This is a genomic window from Myxococcota bacterium (assembly GCA_035498015.1).
In the GTDB taxonomy this organism is placed as follows: Bacteria; Myxococcota_A; UBA9160; order SZUA-336; family SZUA-336; genus VGRW01.
Genome location: DATKAO010000071.1, coordinates 1 through 18,044, shown reverse-complemented (window position 1 = coordinate 18,044; position 18,044 = coordinate 1). Strand labels below are relative to the sequence as shown.

The window sequence follows — 18,044 nt, the reverse complement described above, 5'->3', positions numbered from 1 at the left end:
GCCTTCGCCACCGAGTTCGGTCTGCCGATCGTGCGCGTGGTCGAGGGCGGCGAGCTGCCGTTCGAGGGCGAGGGCGTCGCCGTGAACTCCGGCTTCCTCGACGGCCTGCCCACGACGGAAGCCAAGGAGAAGATGATCGCGTGGCTCGAGGAGCACGGCGTGGGCAAGCGCGCCGTGAGCTACAAGCTGCGCGACTGGCTGTTCAGCCGGCAGCGCTACTGGGGCGAGCCGTTTCCCGTGATCCACACCGAGGACGGCAAGGCGAAGCTCGTGCCCGAGTCACAGCTGCCCGTGCGGCTGCCCGAGCTCGAGGACTACCGTCCGACCGGCAGCTTCGAGGCGCCGCTGGCCAAGGTGCCGAAGTGGGTCGCCACGACCGACCCCGACACCGGCCGGCCCGCGCAGCGAGACACGAACACCATGCCGCAGTGGGCCGGGAGCTGCTGGTACTACCTGCGCTTCACCGACCCGCACAACGACAACGCCCCGTTCTCGCCCGAGGCCGAGCGCTACTGGATGAACGTCGACCTGTACGTGGGCGGCGCGGAGCACGCGGTGCTGCACCTGCTCTACGCGCGCTTCTGGCACAAGGTGCTCTACGACCTGGGTCTCGTGCACACGAAGGAGCCGTTCCAGAAGCTGCTCAACCCCGGCATGATCCAGGGCAAGAGCTACCGCCTGTTCCGCGACGACTCACAGGCCACGCCCAAGTACTTCTCGCGCGCCGACGTGCGCTTCGAAGGCGAGACCCCCCTGCACGTGGGCTCGGGCGCCGAGCTCAGCGAGGAGTGGGTCGAGCCCGGCCAGGTGCGCTGGCGCGAGGGCAAGGCGCTGGCGCCGAACACCGACGTCGACCTCGAGGAAGTGATCGAGAAGATGTCGAAGAGCCGCGGAAACGTGGTGAGTCCCGACGAGGTGATCGAGGAGTTCGGCGCCGACGCGATGCGCCTGTACGAGATGTTCATCGGCCCGCTGGGCAAGGCCGCGCCCTGGTCGACCGACGGCGTTCCCGGCGTCGCGCGCTTCCTCGGGCGCGCGTACCGGCTGGTGCTCGAAGAGCACGAGGGCGGCGATCGGCTGCGCGCGTTCGCGCCCGGTCCGGGCAGCGACGAGCAGAGGCGCCTCCTGGCGCGCACGATCGCGAAGGTGACCGAGGACTGCGAGAAGCTCGAGTTCAACACCGCGATCTCGCAGCTCATGGTGTTCGTGCGCGACGTCGAGAAGGACGCGCCGGTCACGCGCGCGCTGGTCGAGCCGTTCGTGCTCATGCTCGCCCCGCTGGCGGCGCACCTGGCCGAGGAGCTGTGGGAGTGCCTGGGCCACTCCGAGTCACTCGCGCGGGCGCCCTGGCCGGTGGCCGATCCGGCGTTCCTCGCCGTGGACGAGGTCGAGATCAGCGTCCAGGTGGCGGGCAAGCTGCGCGCGCGCGTGCGCGTGCCGGCCGACGCGGACGAGGCCGCGGTGCGCGCGGCCGCGCAGGCCGACGAGAACGTGCGCAAGCACCTGGCCGGGAAGGAGCCGCGGCGCGTGATCTTCGTGCCGGGGCGGCTGATCAACCTGGTGCCGTGAGGCGCGTCCTCTTCCTCATCCCGAGCCTGCGCCTGGGCGGCGCGGAGCGCGTGGTGACGCTGCTCCTGCAGAGCCTGCCGCGCAGTCACTTCGAGCTGCACCTGGGGCTGGTCGAGCACGCGGGCGAGTTCCTGTCGCAGATCCCGGCCGACGTGACGGTGCACGACCTGGGCGCGGGCCGCGTGCGGCGCGCGCTCCTGCCGCTGGCGCGGCTCACGCGGCGCCTGCGGCCCGACGTGATCGTGCCCAACCTGGGCTATCTCAACCTCTTGATCCTGGCCGCGCGGCCGCTCCTGCCGCGCGGCACGGCGGTGGTGCCGATCGAGCACACCACGCTGTCGGTGGAGGTCTCCGAGCAGGGCCGCCCGGCGCTGTGGCGCGCGGCCTACCGGCTGCTGTACCCGCGCGCGCAGCGCATCGTGGCCTGCTCGCACGCGATCGCCGACGACCTGGTCTCGAGCTTCGGGCTCGACCCGGCGCGCATCCGCATGATCCGCAATCCGATCGACGAGTCACGCATCGAGTCGGCGCTCGCGCACGGCAGCTCGCCGTTCAGCGGCGACGGCCCGCACGTGGTCGGCGTGGGGCGACTCAGTGCCGTGAAGGGCTACGACCGGCTGATCGAGGCGTTTGCGCTGCTGGTGACCGGCGGGATCCGCGCGCAGCTCTGGCTGGTGGGAGACGGACCGGACCGCGCGGCGCTCGAGGCGCAGAGCGCGGGGCTCGGTCTCTCCGACCGCGTGCACTTCGCGGGCTACCAGGCCGAGCCCTACCCGTGGATGCGCTTCGCGCACGTGTTCGCGCAGAGCTCGCGCCGCGAGGGGCTGCCGGTGGCCGTGCTCGAGGCGGCGGCGTGCGGCGCGCGGCTGGTGGCCTTCGATTGTCCCGGCGGCACGCGCGAGATCGTCTCGGCCATTCCGGGCGCGCAGCTCGTGGCCGACGGCGACGTGCGCGGGCTCGCGCGCGCGCTGGCCCGCGCGCTCGGCCCCGAGCCGCCGCCGCGCGCGCGTCTGCCGGAAGAGTTCCGCCTGGCGCACGTGATTCGCGACTACACCGAGCTCCTCGTAAATCCCGAGGCTGCGGGATAACTTCGCGCGATGGCCGAAGGCGCTGCATTCAAGACTCCGAAGGGCTGGGAAGCGGTGATCGGGCTGGAGGTCCACGCCCAGCTCAAGACTCAGTCGAAGCTCTTCAGCTCGGCGCCCAACGCGTTCGGCGCGCCGCCCAACTCACAGACCACCGAGGTCGACCTCGGCCTGCCCGGCGTGCTGCCGGTGCTGAACGAGAATGCCGTCGAGCTGGCGGTGCGCGCCGCGCTGGGCCTGGGCTGCGAGCTGCAGCCGCTCTCGACCTTCGCGCGCAAGCACTACTTCTATCCCGACCTGCCCAAGGGCTATCAGATCTCGCAGTACGACGAGCCGTTCGCCAAGCGCGGGGCGGTGCCGCTGGAAGACGACGGCGAGCCGCGCGCGATCGGGCTCACGCGCATCCACATGGAAGAGGACGCGGCCAAGAACGTGCACGACGACGCGGTGACCGGCGGCGGGGTGACTCACGTCGACCTGAACCGCGCGGGCGCGCCCTTGATCGAGATCGTGTCCGAGCCGCAGATCCACTCGCCGGCCGAAGCCGGCGCCTACCTGCGCAGCCTGCGCCAGGTGCTGCGCTATCTCGACGTGTCCGACGCCGACATGGAGAAGGGCCAGTTCCGCTGCGACGCCAACGTCTCGGTGCGGCGCGTGGGCGACCCCAAGCTCGGCACGCGCACGGAGCTCAAGAACCTGAACTCGTTCCGCTTCGTCGAGCGCGCGATCGCGCACGAGATCGAGCGCCAGGTCGAGCTGATCGAGGCGGGCGGCAAGGTGAGTCAGGAGACTTTGCACTGGGACGACCGCGCGGGAAAGTCGAGCCCGATGCGCGGCAAGGAGCATGCGGACGACTACCGCTACTTCCCGGACCCCGACCTGCCGCCGCTGCGTCTCGAGCCCGCCTGGCTCGAGGCACAGCGCAAGAAGCTGCCCGAGCTGCCGCAGGCGCGGCGCGCGCGCTACCGCGAAGCCTTCGGGCTCCCGGCCTACGACGCGGCGGTGCTCACCGAGGACCGCGACGTGGCCGACTTCTTCGAGGCCGTCGTCCAGGCGCACGGTCAGCCGAAGGCGGTCTCCAACTGGGTCATGCGCGACGTGCTCGCGGCGGCGACCGAGGCGGGCAAGCCGCTGCGCGAGCTGCCACTCACTCCGGCGCATCTGGTGGAGCTCTTGAAGCTGGTCGACGCGGGGCGGATCACCGCCGCTTCGGCGCGCGAGGTGTTCGCCGAGATGGCGCAGAGCGGCCAGCGCGCCGAGGCGATCGTGCGCGCGCGCGGGCTCGAGGCGGTCTCGGACGCCGGCGCGCTCGAAGAGCACGCGCGGGCGGTGATCGCGGCCAACGCGCCGCAGGTCGCGAAATACCGGGCGGGAGACAGCAAGCTTCTGAACTTCTTCGTGGGCCAGGTCATGAAGGCCACGGGGGGCAAGGCCGATCCTGCGCGGCTGCGCGAGGTCCTGACCCGACTTCTCGCGTAGCGCGGCGCTCATTCGACACACAGGGGGGAACCATGCGCAGGCAAGCGCTGGTGGGAATCGCCGCGGCGCTGCTGGCCGCGGCGTGCGGCGGACGCGAGCGCGAGCAGGCTGCGCCGGGCGAGGCGCCCGCGGCCGCGACGCCCGCCGGCGGCGCGGTGGAAGGCGAGGCGGTCGACGACGCGCGACTGCGCGGCGCCGACGCCGACGTGGGCGAGTGGCTCACGACCGGCCGCACCTACGCGGAGCAGCGCTACAGCCCGCTCGACCAGATCAACACCAGCACGGTCGGGCGCATGCACGAAGTGTGGAGCTTCGAGACGGGACTCACTCGGGGCCACGAAGCCACGCCGATCGTCCACGACGGCGTGATCTTCTTCACCGGCTCGTGGAGCGTGGTGTTCGCGCTGGACGCGCGCAGCGGCAAGCAGCTGTGGCGCTGGGACCCGGCGGTCGAGAAGATCGTCGCGCAGAAGGCCTGCTGCGACGTGGTGAACCGCGGCGTCGCGCTCTACAAGGGCAAGGTCTACGTGGGCGTGCTCGACGGGCGGCTCGCGGCGCTGGACGAGAAGACCGGCACGCCGGTCTGGCAGGTGCTGACCGTCGACCAGTCACTCCCCTACACGATCACCGGCGCGCCGCGCGTGATCGACGGCAAGGTGATCATCGGCAACGGCGGCGCCGAGCTAGGGGTACGCGGCTACGTGTCGGCCTACGACGCCGAGTCCGGGAAGATGCTCTGGCGGACTTACACCGTGCCGGGTGACCCCTCGCAGCCGTTCGAGTCCAAGGCGCTCGAGCAAGCGGCCGAGACCTGGAAGGGGGAGTGGTGGAAGCTCGGCGGCGGCGGGACCGTGTGGGACTCCATGGCCTACGACCCCGAGCTGAACCTGTTGTACGTGGGCACGGGCAACGGCTCGCCGTGGGTGCGCGAGCGGCGCAGCCCGGGTGGTGGCGACAACTTGTATCTCTCGTCGATCCTGGCGCTGAACCCGTCGAACGGCGAGCTGGTCTGGCACTACCAGACCACGCCCGGCGACAACTGGGACTTCACCGCGACCCAGCACATCATCCTGGCCGACCTGAAGCTCGGCGGACGCGTGCGCCAGGTGCTGATGCAGGCGCCGAAGAACGGCTTCTTCTACGTGCTCGACCGCAAGACCGGCGAGCTGATCTCGGCCGAGAAGTACGTGGAGGTGACCTGGGCGAGTCACGTCGACAAGTCGACGGGCCGGCCGGTCGAGAACCCTGGCCAGGACTACCGCGACGGGCTGGCGTTCGTGAAGCCCACGGCCTTCGGCGGTCACAACTGGCACCCCATGTCGTACAGCCCGAAGACGGGGCTCGTCTACATTCCGACTCACGACATCCTGGGCGCGTACCGCGCCGACCCCGACTTCAAGCCGCAGCCCGGCGCCTGGAACACGGCGACCGACTTCAACGTGTTCGCGCTGCTCTCGAAGGACACCATGAAGGGCGCGCTCGTGGCCTGGGATCCGGTCAATCAGAAAGAGGCCTGGCGCCATCCGTACGCGCTGCCCTGGAACGGCGGCCTGCTCTCGACCGGCGGGAACCTGGTGTTCCAGGGCACGTCCGACGCACGCTTCGTGGCCTACCGCGCGGACGACGGCGTGCAGCTCTGGGAGTCACACACCGGCACGGGCGTGATCGCCGCGCCGGTCACCTATCTGCTCGACGGCAAGCAGTACGTCTCCGTGGTCGCGGGCTGGGGCGGCGCCTTCGGCCTGGCGGCCGGCGACGTCGCGCGCGACGCCGCCGGCGACGGCAAGGGGCGGCTGCTCACCTACGCGCTCGGCTCGGCCGAGCCACCCGCTCCGCAGACCGTCCTCGACCGCATCACCGCGCCGGGCGAGGTCTACGACGGCGAGCGCATCTACCACAAGTACTGCGCCTCGTGTCACGGCGGCGCGGCCGTCGCGATGGTCGGCATGAAGGACCTGCGCAAGATCTCGCCGGAGACGAAGGCGGCGTTGCCCGACATCGTGCTGCACGGAGCGCTGCGCGGCGCCGGCATGCCCTCGTTCGGCCAGTATCTCGCCGAAACGGACGTGGCGAAGCTGCGGACCTATCTCGAGCATCGGGCCGAAGAGTCGGGCATTCACTGACCCGCGCAGCGACGCCCCTAGTCTTTGAACACCGGCGCCCGCTTCTCCAGGTTGGCCTTCACCGCCTCGACCTGATTGGGCTTCCCGATCAGCGATCGCTGCAGCTGCTCTTCGAGCAACAGCCCGTCCGCGACCGAGCCCTGCCACGACGCCTGCAAGAGCTTCTTGGCGGCCCGCACCGCGTCGGGGCTCCTGCCCGCGATCTCGCGCGCCAGCGCCAGCGCATCGTCGAGCGGCTTCTCCGAGACGCGCGTCGCCAGGCCGAGCGCGACCGCTTCGCTGCCCGACACGACCCGGCCGGTGAAGGTGAGCTCCTTCGCGACGTCGTCGCGCACCAGCCGGCGCAGCGTCTGCGTGCCGGACATGTCGGGGATGAGCCCCCACTTCACCTCCATGACCGAGAGCCGCGCGTCGGCGGTCACGAGGCGGATGTCGGCGCCCAGGGCGATCTGCAGGCCGCCGCCGTACGCAACTCCGTGTATGGCTGCGATCACGGGCATCGGCAGCTCCTGCCAGATCCAGGCCGCGAGCTGTGCGCGATTCGCCCCACTCTGCGAGCGCTCGAAGAGCTTCGGGTCCGCTTCGCCGCCGCCGCCGCTGCGCGGGCCGGCCATCGCCGCGAAGCTCCCCATGTCGAGGCCGGCGCAGAACGCGCGGCCCTCGCCCGAGAGCACCACCGCGCGCACGCTCCGGTCGGCCGCGAGCGCGCGCCCGGCCTCGCCCAGCGCCGTGAACATTTCGGAGTCGATCGCGTTCATCTTGTCGGTGCGAGTCATGCGCACGTCCGCGACGCCTTCTCGATATTCGATCCTCACTCGGTCGGACACGGCGGGCTCCTTCGTGGCGTGGGTGGACCGCCATCCTACCGCGACGCCTTGACGCTCCGCGAGCGACTGGGCAGCCTGAGCCACGGAGAACGCATCCACTGAGCGCGAATCTCTCCGCAGCGCCGCCCGACTGGAACGTCGAGCGCACCGATCGGGAGCCCGGCCGTGCCGATCTCGAGCTGAGCGGCCAGCTCTCACTGCGTGGTGCGTTCGCCGCGATCGCGCGCCTGCGCGAGCTGGTGGACGAGAGCGCGCGGCGGGTGCACATCGACCTGGGCCGGCTGCGCACGCTCGATGCCGCGAGCGCGGCCCTCTTGCTGGAGCTGCGCGACGAGCTGCGCGAACGCGGGCTGGAGACCGAGATCACGGGCGCCTCGGGCCGGGTCGACTCGATCCTGGAGCTGGTCGCGGCGCGCCCGCACGGAGTGACTCCGCGCGACAAGCGCGCGCACCCGGGCGTGGTCGAGCAGATCGGCTGGAACACGGCGTTGATCTCGCGCTTCGGGTTCGAGGTGCTCGACTTCGTGGGCCGCACGGTCGTGGCCGCGGGCGGCGCGATCCGCAACCCGCGGCGCATCCCCTGGCGCACCACGGTCTCGCTGATGGAGCGCTCCGGCGCCGACGCGCTGCCGATCGTCGCCCTGATCACCTTCCTGGTCGGGCTGGTCAGCGCCTTCCAGGGCGCGATCACCCTGCACCGTTACGGCGCCGACATCTTCGTGGCCGACGGCATCGCCATCGGAGTGACTCGCGAGTTCGGGCCGCTCATGGTCGCGATCGTCGCAGCTGGCCGCTCGGGCGCGGCGTTCGCGGCCGAGCTCGGCACGATGCGCGTGTCGGAAGAGGTCGACGCGCTGCGCACCATCGGCCTCGACCCGTTCCCCTATCTCGTGCTGCCGCGCGTGATCGCGCTCTCGGCCATGGTGCCGATCCTGGCGCTGCTCGGCGACGCCGTGGCGATCCTGGGCGGCGCGACCGTCGGCGTGCTCGGCCTCGACCTCACCTTCACCGCGTACATGACCGAGACGCGCCTGCGGCTCACCTTCTGGAACATCGCCACGGGCCTGATCAAGTCGCTGGCGTTCGCGATCGCGATCGCGCTGATCGGCTGCAAGTGGGGTCTGGCCACGCGCGGCGGCGCCGAGGGCGTGGGCCGCGCGACCACCTCGGCGGTCGTGACCATGCTGTTCTCGCTGGTGATCATCGACGCGGCCTGGACGCTGGTGTTCTATGCCTGGGACATCTGACCCACACATTTCGGTGTCGGGCGTCGCGGTCGGCTACGACGGCGAGGTGCTGCTCGAGAACATCGACTTCCAGGTCCGGCGCGGCGAGATCTTCGCGATCCTGGGCGGCAGCGGCAGCGGCAAGTCGACGCTGCTGCGCCACCTGATCGGGCTGGCCGAGCCGATGCGCGGCGAGATCCTGGTCGACGGCGCGCCGCCAGCCCTCGGCTCGAGCGCGCCGATCGCGGGCGTCTTGTTCCAATCCGGCGCGCTGTTCGGCTCGATGACCCTGGGCGAGAACGTGGGGCTGCCGCTCACCACCTGGACCGACCTGCCGCCCGAGGCCGTCGAAGCGGTGGTGCGCAGCAAGCTCGAGCTGGTCGGCCTGGGCGGCTTCGAGAACCACCTGCCGGCCGAGCTCTCGGGCGGCATGAAGAAGCGCGCCGGCATCGCGCGCGCGCTCGCGCTCGAGCCGCCGCTGGTCTACCTCGACGAGCCCAGCGCCGGGCTCGACCCGATCACCTCGGCCGAGCTCGACGAGCTCCTGCTCACGCTGAACCGCGGGCTCGGCACGACGCTTGTCCTGGTGACCCACGAGCTTCCCAGCATCTTCGCGATCGCGGGGCGCTGTCTCATGCTGGATCGGGAAGCCAAGGGTCCGATCGCGCTGGGCGCGCCCGCGGACCTGCGTGACCACAGCCGCGATCCGCGCGTGGTGGCCTTCTTCAACCGCAAGCCCGCGGTCGCCGAGGCGGAGTCATGAACCAGACGAACTACTACAAGCTCGGGGCTTTCGTGCTGGCCGGCATGGCGCTCACGATGGGTCTCTTGATCTGGCTGGGCGCGGCCGACTGGAACCGCGCGGCGCGGCGGCTCGTGACCTACTTCGACGAGTCGGTGCAGGGGCTCGAGGCCGGCTCGCCGATCAAGTTCCGCGGCGTCACCGTGGGCACGGTGTCCGAGATCTCGGTGGCGTCCGACCTGCGGCACGTGAGGGTCGTGAGTCTGGTGTACGAGGACGTGCTGCGCCGGCTCGGTCTGTCCGAGAGCCAGGGCAACGGCCTGCAGCAGTCGCCGAGCGGCGACCGGGTGCTGCGCATCCAGCTCGTCTCGCCGGGACTCACCGGCGTGAAGTTCCTGTCGATCGACTTCTTCGACGCGCGGCGCTTCCCCGAAGAGAAGCTGCCGTTCGATCCCGGCCCCGACTATCTGCCCTCGACGCCGTCGACGCTGAAGAGCATCGAGGAGGCGGCGGTCGACGTCGGCACGCAGCTGCCCATGCTGACCATGCGCGCGAGTGAGACGCTGCAGCGGCTGGCGGACTCCGTGGAAGACGTGCGCAACGTGCTGAAGCCGCTGCTCGCCGACGACGGCGCAGTGGTGCGCCTGCTCGCCCAGTACGAGCGCACCGGCGCGCAGCTCGAGAAGACCGCGGCCGCGGTCGAGACCGAGCTCAAGGCGGCCAAGCTGTCGACCACCACCGCTTCCGTGCGCGACGCCGCGGCCGCAGTCACGACTTTCTCGAACGAGGTCAGCGCCACCGCCGAAGACACGCGCGAGAGTCTCACGACGCTGCAGGAGACGCTCGACTCGGTGCGCGCGCTCACCGACTACCTCGAGCGCGATCCCGCCGCGCTCGTGCGCGGGCGTGCCGCGCCGCCGCCCGCCAAGGGTCCGCGCCCGTGAGACTCGCCGCCGCGTTCGCCGCCGCGGTCCTGGCCGCCGGCTGCCTGACTGCGCAGCCGCCGCTCGAGCCGCGCTACTTCACGCCGGTCGTGCCGCGCGCCTCGCCGCCCGACCCGACGCACGGCGGAGACCTGTTGCGCGTGCGCCGCGTGCGCGCTGCCGCCTATCTGCGCGACCGCATGGTGTGGCGAAACGGCGTGGAGATCGGCTTCTACGACCTGCTGCGCTGGACCGAGTCACCGGCGCGCTTCGCGCAGGCTGCGCTCGAGGACGAGCTGTTCGATCGGCGCGGCTTCGTGCGCACGAGCTCCGTGAACGCGGCCAGCCTGAAGTCGAGCCTCGAGGCCTTCGACGAGCTGCTCGCGCCCGCCCACGAGGCCGCGGTCGCGCTCGACGTGGTGCTCACCAACGCCAAGGGCGAGACGCTGATCGACCGCACGTTCGAGGCGCGCAAGCCGATCTCCGGCGGCGACCCCAAGGACGTGGCCGACGCGCTGGGCGCCGCGCTCGCCGAAGTCGTGGGCCAGGTCGGGACCGCGGCCGCCGAAGCTGCGGGCTCCCACGCTTTCTGAACCGTTTGGTAGCCTGTGCCCCCTCGGGTCGAAGTGCCCGGCCGTTCCGGGTATCCCATCCCGAAGCGCCCCCGCGCTGATCCGATACGAAAGCCATGCGCCGCATCACGCACCTGGTCCTCGCCGCCGCACTCGCGCTCGCGCCACGAATGGCCGCGGCGGCAGCGACGCCCGCGACGAACACGGCCTCGGACACGGACGTGGACCTGATCGACCAGGCCGCGCGCGAGGGCGACCTGCCCAGCGTGGGGCGCATCCTGTCGCGCGGGGTCTCCCCCGACGTGGTCGACCGCGACGGCTGGACGCCGCTCATGCACGCAGCGCTGAACGGCCGGCGCGAGGTGATCCTCCTGCTCCTGCAGAAGGGCGCCAACCCGAAGGTGAGGACGCCGCGGGGAGACACTCCGCTCCTGCTCACGGCGCAGCAGGAGGACGCGCGACTCACCGAAGCGCTGCTCGAGGCCGGCGCACCGGTCGACGAGGCCGACCAGAGCGGCCAGACCCCGCTCATGCGCGCCGCCGCGCGCGGCAACGTGGGCGTGGTGCGCGCACTGCTCCAGCACGGCGCGAATCCCAACGCGGCCGACCGCAGCGGCACGACCGCGCTGATCGCCGGCTCGATCGAAGGCCACGAGGACGTGGTGCGCGCGCTGCTCTACGGCAAGGCCGACACCGAGATCCGGCGGCGCGACGGGGCGACGGCGATCCTGGCCGCGGCGAAGCGCGGCCGCTCCAAAGTCGTGGAGGAGCTGATCCAGGGCAAGGCCGACGTGAACGTCGCCGGCCCCGACGGAATCACTCCGCTGATCTTCGCGGTGCGCGCCGGTGACCGCGAGCTGGTCGACGCGCTGCTCAAGGCGCACGCGGACCCGAACCGCGCCGCGGTCGGCGGAGACACGGCGCTCCACGCGGCTGCGCGCAAGGGCGATCCCGAGATCGCGCTCAAGCTGGTCGACGCCGGCGGCGACCCGCACCGCGTGAACGCGGACGGCGCGGAGGCGATCGTGGTCGCGATCGAGCAGTCACAAGAGAATGTGGCGCGCGTGTACGCGGGCAACACCTCCGGCCCGATGTTCACCGAGTCCGACGTACACACGCGCGGCAAGAACGGCCGCACCACGCTGCTCGACGCCGCCGCGCTCGGCATGCACCGCTACGCGCGCACGCTGATCGACGACGGCGCCGACGTCAACGTGCAGGACGACGACGGCCAGACCGCGCTGATCCTCGCTTGCGCCGGCAATCACTACGAGGCGGCCGAGGAGCTCTTGAAGTCGGGCGCGAAGGTCGACATTGCGGACAAGGAAGGCGCCACCGCACTCACTCACGCTTCGGTCCGTGGCTACGTCAAGATCTTGCGACTCCTGCTCGCGCACCGCGCCAGCGTCGACCCGCTGGCTGGAGCCGAGAAGCTCACGCCGCTCATGGGCGCGGCCGCCACCGGGAACCTCGAGGTCGCCAAGGTGCTGCTCGCCGCCGGCGCCGACCCGCTGAAGAAGTCGACGAGCGGCAAGAGCGCGCGCCAGCTCGCCGAAGCCGCGGGCTTCAAGCGCCTGGCGGAGGAGCTGGAGAAGGCCGAGAACGCGCCGCACGACGGCACGGGCGGCGTGCACGGCGTGCGCACGGCGCTCATGGAGGCGGCGGCGCGCGGCAACGAGGCCACGGTGCTCGAGGAGATCAAGTCCGGCTCGGCGGTGGATGCGCGCGACGGCGACGGCCGCACCGCGCTCATGATCGCCGCCGCAGCGGGTCAGAAGATGACCGTCGGGCTCCTGCTGAGCTCGGGCGCGCAGCTCGAGCTCAAGGATGACGGCGGGGCCACGGCGCTGCGCACCGCGGTCGCCTCGGGTCAGCTCCAGATCGCGAGTGACTTGCTCGACCGGGGCGCGAACGTCGACGCTGCCAGCCGCAACGGCCAGACGCCGCTCATGTACGCCGTCGGCAAGGGCGCCGCGGACATGGTCGACCTGTTGCTCGCGCACGGCGCCAACCCGAACCTGCGCGACCCCGCGGGCCGCACTGCGCTGATCCAGGCGGCGAGCAGCGGCCAGGCCGCGATCGCCAAGAAGCTCCTGGCCAAGGGCGCGGAGACGAATGCCGCCGCGGCGAACGGCGAGACCGCGTTGCTGCACGCGGCCCGCAGCGGTGACTACGACCTGGTGACGGTGCTGCTCGAGGCGGGCGCGGACGCGAACCAGGCCGACCGCGAGCACCAGACGGCCATGATGCGCGCGGCCTCGCGCGGCTCGAGTGACATCGTGACTGCGCTCAGCCGGAACGGTGCGGACGTCAACGCCGTGAGCACCGCGGGCCAGACCGCGCTGCACCTCGCGGCGCGCGGCGGCTACCTCGAGGTGGTGCGCGTCCTGCTGCGCCTGGGCGCCGATCCGCTCGCGCGCGACGCGAAGGGCCGCACGCCCATGACGGAGGCCTACGAGCGCGACAAACGCGAGGTGGTGGCGCTGATCGACGACGATGCCTCGAAGCGCTGGCTCCAGCTGCTCGCCGAGGACCCCGCCAAGCTCACGCCCGAGCGCGCGAAGCTGCGCGAGGAGGCCGAGCTCGTGCAGGCGGCGAAGGAGGGCGACCTGCCCAAGCTCAAGCGCCTGCTCGACAAGGGCCTGTCTCCCGACGCGCGTGACTTCCGCGGCTGGACGCCGCTCTTGCACGCGGCGCTCGGGGGTCGGGAGGAGATCGCGGTCGAGCTCTTGCGCCGCGGCGCGCATCCGGAGCTGCAGAACGACCTCGGCGCCACGCCGCTCATGGCCGCGGCCAGCTCCGACAAGACGCGGATCATCGCGATGTTGATGCAGGTCAAGGTCGACCCGAACACCCGCGACCGCGACGGCATGTGCGCGCTCTCGTTCGCGGCCAACGCCGGCAACGTGAGCGCGGTGGCGGTCCTGATCGACCACGGCGCCGACAAGGAGAACCGCGAGGAGCGCGGCTACACCCCGCTCATGGTCGCGGCCGCCGCCGGCCAGGTCGACGTGGTGGCGTTTCTCCTGTCGAAGGGCGCGAAGGCGGACACGCGCGGCCGCGGCGGAGTGACTGCGCGCAGCCTGGCCGAGACGCGCAAGGCCACGGCGATCGTCCAGCTGATCGACCAGCACCTCGCCAAGAGCGACGCCCAGAAGGGCGAGAAGGGCGAGAGAGCCGACAAGGCCGAGAAGACCGAGAAGACCGAGCCGCTGGCGCGGCCCGAGACCGCGACGCCCTAGGCGCGCGCGAGCGCGACGCGCAGCGTTTCGCCGCTGACCTCGACCGAGTGAGTCGTCTGGCCGGCGCGCGCGGCGCCCAGCAAGAGCTCGCTGGCCAGCGTCTGCTCGGCGATGTAGCCGCGGAAGCGCTCCGCCGCCGCGCGCCAGTCTTCCGGCAGCTCGAGCGCCACGCGGATCCGATCCGAGACGTGCAGACCCGCCTCGCGCCGGGCCTGTTGCACGGCGCGCACCACGTCGCGCGCCACACCCTCGGCGGCGAGCTCCTCGTCGAGCGTCACGTCGAGGATCACGATCGCGTCGTTCGAGCCCAGCGGCTGGCAGATCACGCCGGGCCGCGGCTCGAGCAGGAGCTGGTAGTCGTCGCCGCGCAGTGACTCGCCGGCGACCTCGACCGTGTCGGGGGCGGTCTGCTTCCAGCGGCCGGCCTTCGCCGCGGCGATCACCTCTTGTGTCTTCTTGCCCAGCCGCTTGCCCACGCTGCGCGCGTTCACTGCCAGCTTGAAGCTCGCGAAGCGCTCGATCTCGGCCGAGAGCGAGACCGTCTTCACGTTGACCTCGTCGGCGACCAGCCCCGTGAACGGGCGCAGGCCGTCGACGTCGGCGCCCGCGACGGTCAGCTCGCGCAGCGGCTGGCGCACGCGCACGTCGTGCGCGCGGCGCAGCGCGAGCGCGGCGGAGCACACCTCGCGCGCGCGGTCCATGGCGCGCACCAGCTCGGGCTCGGAGGGCAGGGCCGCGGAGTCGGGCCAGTCCGAGAGGTGCACGCTCTCCTCGCGAGTCAGCCCGCGGTAGACCTCCTCGCTGAGCAGCGGCAAGAGCGGGCTCGCGGCGCGCAGCAAGAGCACCAGCGCCGTGTAGAGCGTGTCGTAGGCGTCGCGCTTGTCGGCGCTGCCGTCCTCGGCCCAGAAGCGGTCGCGGCTGCGGCGGATGTACCAGTTGTTGAGCGCGTCGATGAACGCCGCGACCTCGGCGCAGGCGCCGGGGATGTCGTACGCGTCGAGTGACTTCTCGACGCCGCGCACCACGTCGCCGGTCTTGGCCAGGATGTAGCGGTCGAGCACGCCTCGGGCGTCGCAGCGCAGCGTCGCGCGCACGCCGTCCGCGTTCGCGTAGAGACAGAAGAAGTAGTAGGCGTTCCAGATCGGGCGCAGCACGAGCCGCACGATCTCGCGGATCACGTGGCCCTCGCGGTCGATCTGCAGGTCCGCGCCGCGCAGGATCGGCGAGCCGCACAGGAACCAGCGCAGCGCGTCGGCGCCGTAGCTCGCGAACACCTCTTCGGGGCTCGGATAGTTGCGCAGGCGCTTGGAGAGCTTCTGCCCGTTCTCGTCCAGCACCACGCCGTGACAGATGCAGTTCGCGAACGCCGGCCGGTCGAAGAGCGCCGTGGCCAGCACGTGCATGGTGTAGAACCAGCCGCGCGTCTGGGCGACGTACTCGGTGATGAAGTCGGCCGGAAAGTGAGTGTCGAACCACTCGCGCTTCTCGAACGGGTAGTGCACCTGTGCGTAGAACATGGAGCCCGACTCGAACCAGCAGTCGAGCACGTCGGGCACGCGGCGCATCATGGCCCGGCCCGACGGGTCGTCGGGGTTGGGGCGCACGAGCTGGTCGATGCCGGGCCGGTGCAGGTCGTGCGGGCGCACGCCGAAGTCGCGCTCGAGCTCGTCGAGTGACCCGTACACGTCGATGCGCGGGAAGGCGGGATCGTCGGAGCGCCAGACCGGGATCGGCGAGCCCCAGAAGCGGTTGCGGCTGATCGACCAGTCGCGCGCGCCCTCGAGCCACTTGCCGAACAGGCCGTCGCGGATGTGTCCCGGGATCCAGCGGACCTGCTGGTTCAGCTCCACCATGCGGTCGCGGAACTCGGTCACTTTGACGAACCACGAGCTCATCGCGCGGTAGATCAGCGGCTGGTCGGTGCGCCAGCAGTGCGGGTAGTTGTGGACGATCGTGTCCTGCTTCACCAGCGCGCCGCGGTCCTTCAGGTCGCGGATGATCGGCTTGTTCGCGTCGAACACCAGCTGGCCGGCCCAGGGAGTCACTTCGGAGGTGAACTTCCCGGCCTCGTCCACGGGCACCAGCACCGGGATGCCCGCCGCCACACAGGCCGCCATGTCGTCCTCGCCGAAGCCGGGCGCCATGTGCACCACGCCCGTGCCCTCGGCGGTGTCGACGAAGCTGCCGGGCAGCACGCGGAAGGCATTGGGCGTGCCCGCGAAGAAGGGATAGAGCGGCGCGTAGCTGCGGCCCACGAGCTCGGAGCCGCGCAGCGACCCCACGCGGCGTGCGCCCGCGAGCTCGGGCCCGAACTTCTCCACCGTGGCCGCGCCCAGCGCCAGACGCCGGCCGTCCTTCTCGAAGAGCGCGTACTCGATGTCCTCGCCCACGGCCAGCGCCAGGTTCGAGGGCAGGGTCCAGGGGGTCGTGGTCCAGACCCACAGCTCGAGTGACTTCGCGTCGCCTGCGCCCGGCGCGAGCGTGAAGCGCACCGTGATCGCCGGGTCCTGGCGCTCGCGGTAGGAGTTGTCGAGCCGGGTCTCGAAGTTCGAGACCGGGGTCTGCGCCGCCCACGAGTAGGGCATGACCCGATAACCCTCGTAGATCAGCCCGCGCTCGTAGAGCTGCTTGAACGCCCACAGCACGCTCTCCATGTAGGGCAGGTCCATGGTCTTGTAGTCGTTCTTGAAGTCGACCCAGCGCGCCTGGCGAGTCACCGTCTCCTGCCAGGCTTCGGTGTAGCGCAGCACCGAGCTGCGGCAGTAGTCGTTGAAGCGCTCGATGCCGTACTCGGTGATGCGCGCGCGGCCCGAGATGCCGAGCTCCTTCTCGGCCTCCATCTCGGCGGGCAGCCCGTGACAGTCCCAGCCGAAGTTGCGAGTGACTCGCCGACCGCGCAGCGTCTGGTAGCGCGGGATGATGTCCTTCACGAAGCCGGTCAAGAGGTGACCGTAGTGGGGCAGGCCGTTGGCGAACGGCGGGCCGTCGTAGAAGACGTACTCGTTGGCGCCGCGCTCGCCGGCGGGCCGGTTCGACACGGAGCGCTCGAAGATGCGGTTCGCGCGCCAGTAGGCGAGCACGCGCTCCTCGATCGAGGGGAAGCTCGGTGTGGCTTCGACCTCGGGATAGAACTTCTGCGCAGGAGGCGCGCTCATGGGCGAAAGATCCTATCCGCCCGCTCCCCGCGCCGCACCTGCCCGGCGCGCGCCGATTGCAAACCGACTAGTCGGTCGGTAGAGTGGGCCGCATGGCCCGCGATCCGGCCCGCAGCAGGCGCGCGCTCCGCCGCTCGAGCAATCGAGCGGGGCGGCCGCGCCGCCGGGCGCCCGAGGCCTCGCGCGACGCGATCCTCGACGCGGCCCTGCGCTGCTTCGCCAAGCGCGGCTACCACGAGACCTCGGTCGACGACATCGCCGCGCGCGCGAAGCTCTCCAAGGGAGCGGTCTACTGGCACTTCGCCGGCAAGCGCGAGCTGTTTCTCGCGCTGATGGACCGCGCGATGGCGCACGACGTCGAGCTCGCGCGCGCGGTGGGCGCCGCGCCCGACTGGCGGGCCGCCTTGCACGAGCTGCTCGCGCGCTCGCCGGCCTACGTCGAGCGCGAGCTGCCGCTGGTGAAGCTGTCACTCCAGCACCTCCTGCAGGGGGGCCTGGACGAGGGCATCCGCGCGCGCACGGAGCAGAAGCAGGAGCGCTGGAACACGATCGTCGAGAAACACCTGGCGCGCGGCGTGGCCGAAGGCCGGCTGCGGCCGTTCGCGCCGGGCGACGTGACGCTGGCGATCGGCGCGGCGATCGCCGGACTCACGCTCCTGCGACTCACCCAGCCCGACATGAAGCTCGACTCGGTGTGGTCGGTGCTGGAGGAGATCTTCGGCAAGGGGCTCGAGACATGACGTGCTGGCTGCTCGCGCTGCTGCTGCTGGTCGCGCCCGCCGCGCGCGCGCAGGACGCCGCCGAGATCGTGCGCCGCGCCGAGGATGCGCTGCGCGGCAACACCGCCGAGATGAAGCTGCGCATGACCATCACCACGCCGCGCTGGACGCGCGAGCTGGTGGTGCGCAGCTGGGACGACCGCGCCCACGACCGCAGCTTCACGCGCGTGCTCGAGCCACCGAAGGACAAAGGCACCGCCTTCCTGCGCGAGAAGGACGCGTTCTGGACCTGGCTGCCGCGCGTCGAGCGCGCCATGCGCATTCCCCCCTCGATGATGCTGCAGTCCTGGATGGGCAGTGACTTCACCAACGACGACCTGGC

13 protein-coding genes are annotated in these 18,044 nt (G+C 71.3%); 11 read left to right on the top strand and 2 right to left on the bottom strand.

What is annotated here, in order from left to right; genetic code table 11:
• The 4 genes from VMR86_05790 to VMR86_05775 form a co-directional block, all read left to right on the top strand.
• Positions 1-1,569, top strand: a 1,569-nt coding sequence (locus VMR86_05790) for a class I tRNA ligase family protein (protein HTO06552.1), incomplete at its 5' end; no start/stop codon positions are given.
• Positions 1,566-2,657 (top strand): glycosyltransferase, encoded by a 1,092-nt coding sequence (locus VMR86_05785; GenBank protein HTO06551.1) that lies wholly within the window; start codon positions 1,566-1,568, stop codon positions 2,655-2,657. The genes VMR86_05790 and VMR86_05785, both read left to right, overlap by 4 nt.
• A gap of 9 nt (positions 2,658-2,666) precedes the next feature.
• The gene (gene gatB, locus VMR86_05780) at positions 2,667-4,133 is read left to right on the top strand and encodes an Asp-tRNA(Asn)/Glu-tRNA(Gln) amidotransferase subunit GatB (protein HTO06550.1); all 1,467 of its coding nucleotides are present in this window, start codon (positions 2,667-2,669) and stop codon (positions 4,131-4,133) included.
• 32 nt (positions 4,134-4,165) lie between these two features.
• Positions 4,166-6,256 (top strand): PQQ-dependent dehydrogenase, methanol/ethanol family, encoded by a 2,091-nt coding sequence (locus VMR86_05775; protein ID HTO06549.1) that lies wholly within the window; start codon positions 4,166-4,168, stop codon positions 6,254-6,256.
• Between the two features lie 17 nt (positions 6,257-6,273).
• Here VMR86_05775 and VMR86_05770 read toward each other — a convergent pair whose 3' ends face one another.
• Complete coding sequence (locus VMR86_05770; protein HTO06548.1) at positions 6,274-7,083, bottom strand: crotonase/enoyl-CoA hydratase family protein; 810 nt, start codon at positions 7,081-7,083, stop codon at positions 6,274-6,276.
• On the opposite strand from VMR86_05770, the gene VMR86_05765 reads away from it, so the two are divergent.
• The 5 genes from VMR86_05765 (at position 7,059) to VMR86_05745 (ending at position 13,788) form a co-directional block, all read left to right on the top strand.
• The gene (locus tag VMR86_05765; protein HTO06547.1) at positions 7,059-8,330 is read left to right on the top strand and encodes an ABC transporter permease; all 1,272 of its coding nucleotides are present in this window, start codon (positions 7,059-7,061) and stop codon (positions 8,328-8,330) included. The genes VMR86_05770 and VMR86_05765 overlap by 25 nt on opposite strands.
• On the top strand, positions 8,314-9,072 hold the full coding sequence (locus VMR86_05760) for an ATP-binding cassette domain-containing protein (protein HTO06546.1): 759 nt from the start codon (positions 8,314-8,316) through the stop codon (positions 9,070-9,072). The genes VMR86_05765 and VMR86_05760 overlap by 17 nt, the downstream gene beginning before the upstream one ends.
• Positions 9,069-9,995 carry an MlaD family protein gene (locus VMR86_05755; protein HTO06545.1) on the top strand — a complete coding sequence of 309 codons (927 nt, stop codon included), beginning with the start codon at positions 9,069-9,071 and terminating at the stop codon, positions 9,993-9,995. The genes VMR86_05760 and VMR86_05755 overlap by 4 nt, the downstream gene beginning before the upstream one ends.
• Positions 9,992-10,567 (top strand): ABC-type transport auxiliary lipoprotein family protein, encoded by a 576-nt coding sequence (locus VMR86_05750; protein HTO06544.1) that lies wholly within the window; start codon positions 9,992-9,994, stop codon positions 10,565-10,567. The genes VMR86_05755 and VMR86_05750 overlap by 4 nt, the downstream gene beginning before the upstream one ends.
• A gap of 95 nt (positions 10,568-10,662) precedes the next feature.
• Entirely contained in the window at positions 10,663-13,788 is a 3,126-nt protein-coding gene (locus tag VMR86_05745; GenBank protein HTO06543.1) for an ankyrin repeat domain-containing protein, read from the top strand.
• Here VMR86_05745 and ileS read toward each other — a convergent pair.
• The gene (gene ileS, locus VMR86_05740; GenBank protein HTO06542.1) at positions 13,785-16,943 is read right to left on the bottom strand and encodes an isoleucine--tRNA ligase; all 3,159 of its coding nucleotides are present in this window, start codon (positions 16,941-16,943) and stop codon (positions 13,785-13,787) included. The two genes, VMR86_05745 and ileS, sit on opposite strands and share 4 nt — an antisense overlap.
• 92 nt (positions 16,944-17,035) lie before the next feature.
• Between ileS and VMR86_05735 the strand changes: the two genes are divergently transcribed.
• Both VMR86_05735 and VMR86_05730 read left to right on the top strand, forming a co-directional pair.
• Positions 17,036-17,683, top strand: coding sequence for a helix-turn-helix domain-containing protein (locus tag VMR86_05735; GenBank protein ID HTO06541.1), 648 nt, complete (start codon positions 17,036-17,038; stop codon positions 17,681-17,683).
• Positions 17,680-18,044: outer membrane lipoprotein-sorting protein (locus VMR86_05730; protein ID HTO06540.1), on the top strand; the 365-nt coding region annotated here is incomplete at its 3' end. The genes VMR86_05735 and VMR86_05730, both read left to right, overlap by 4 nt.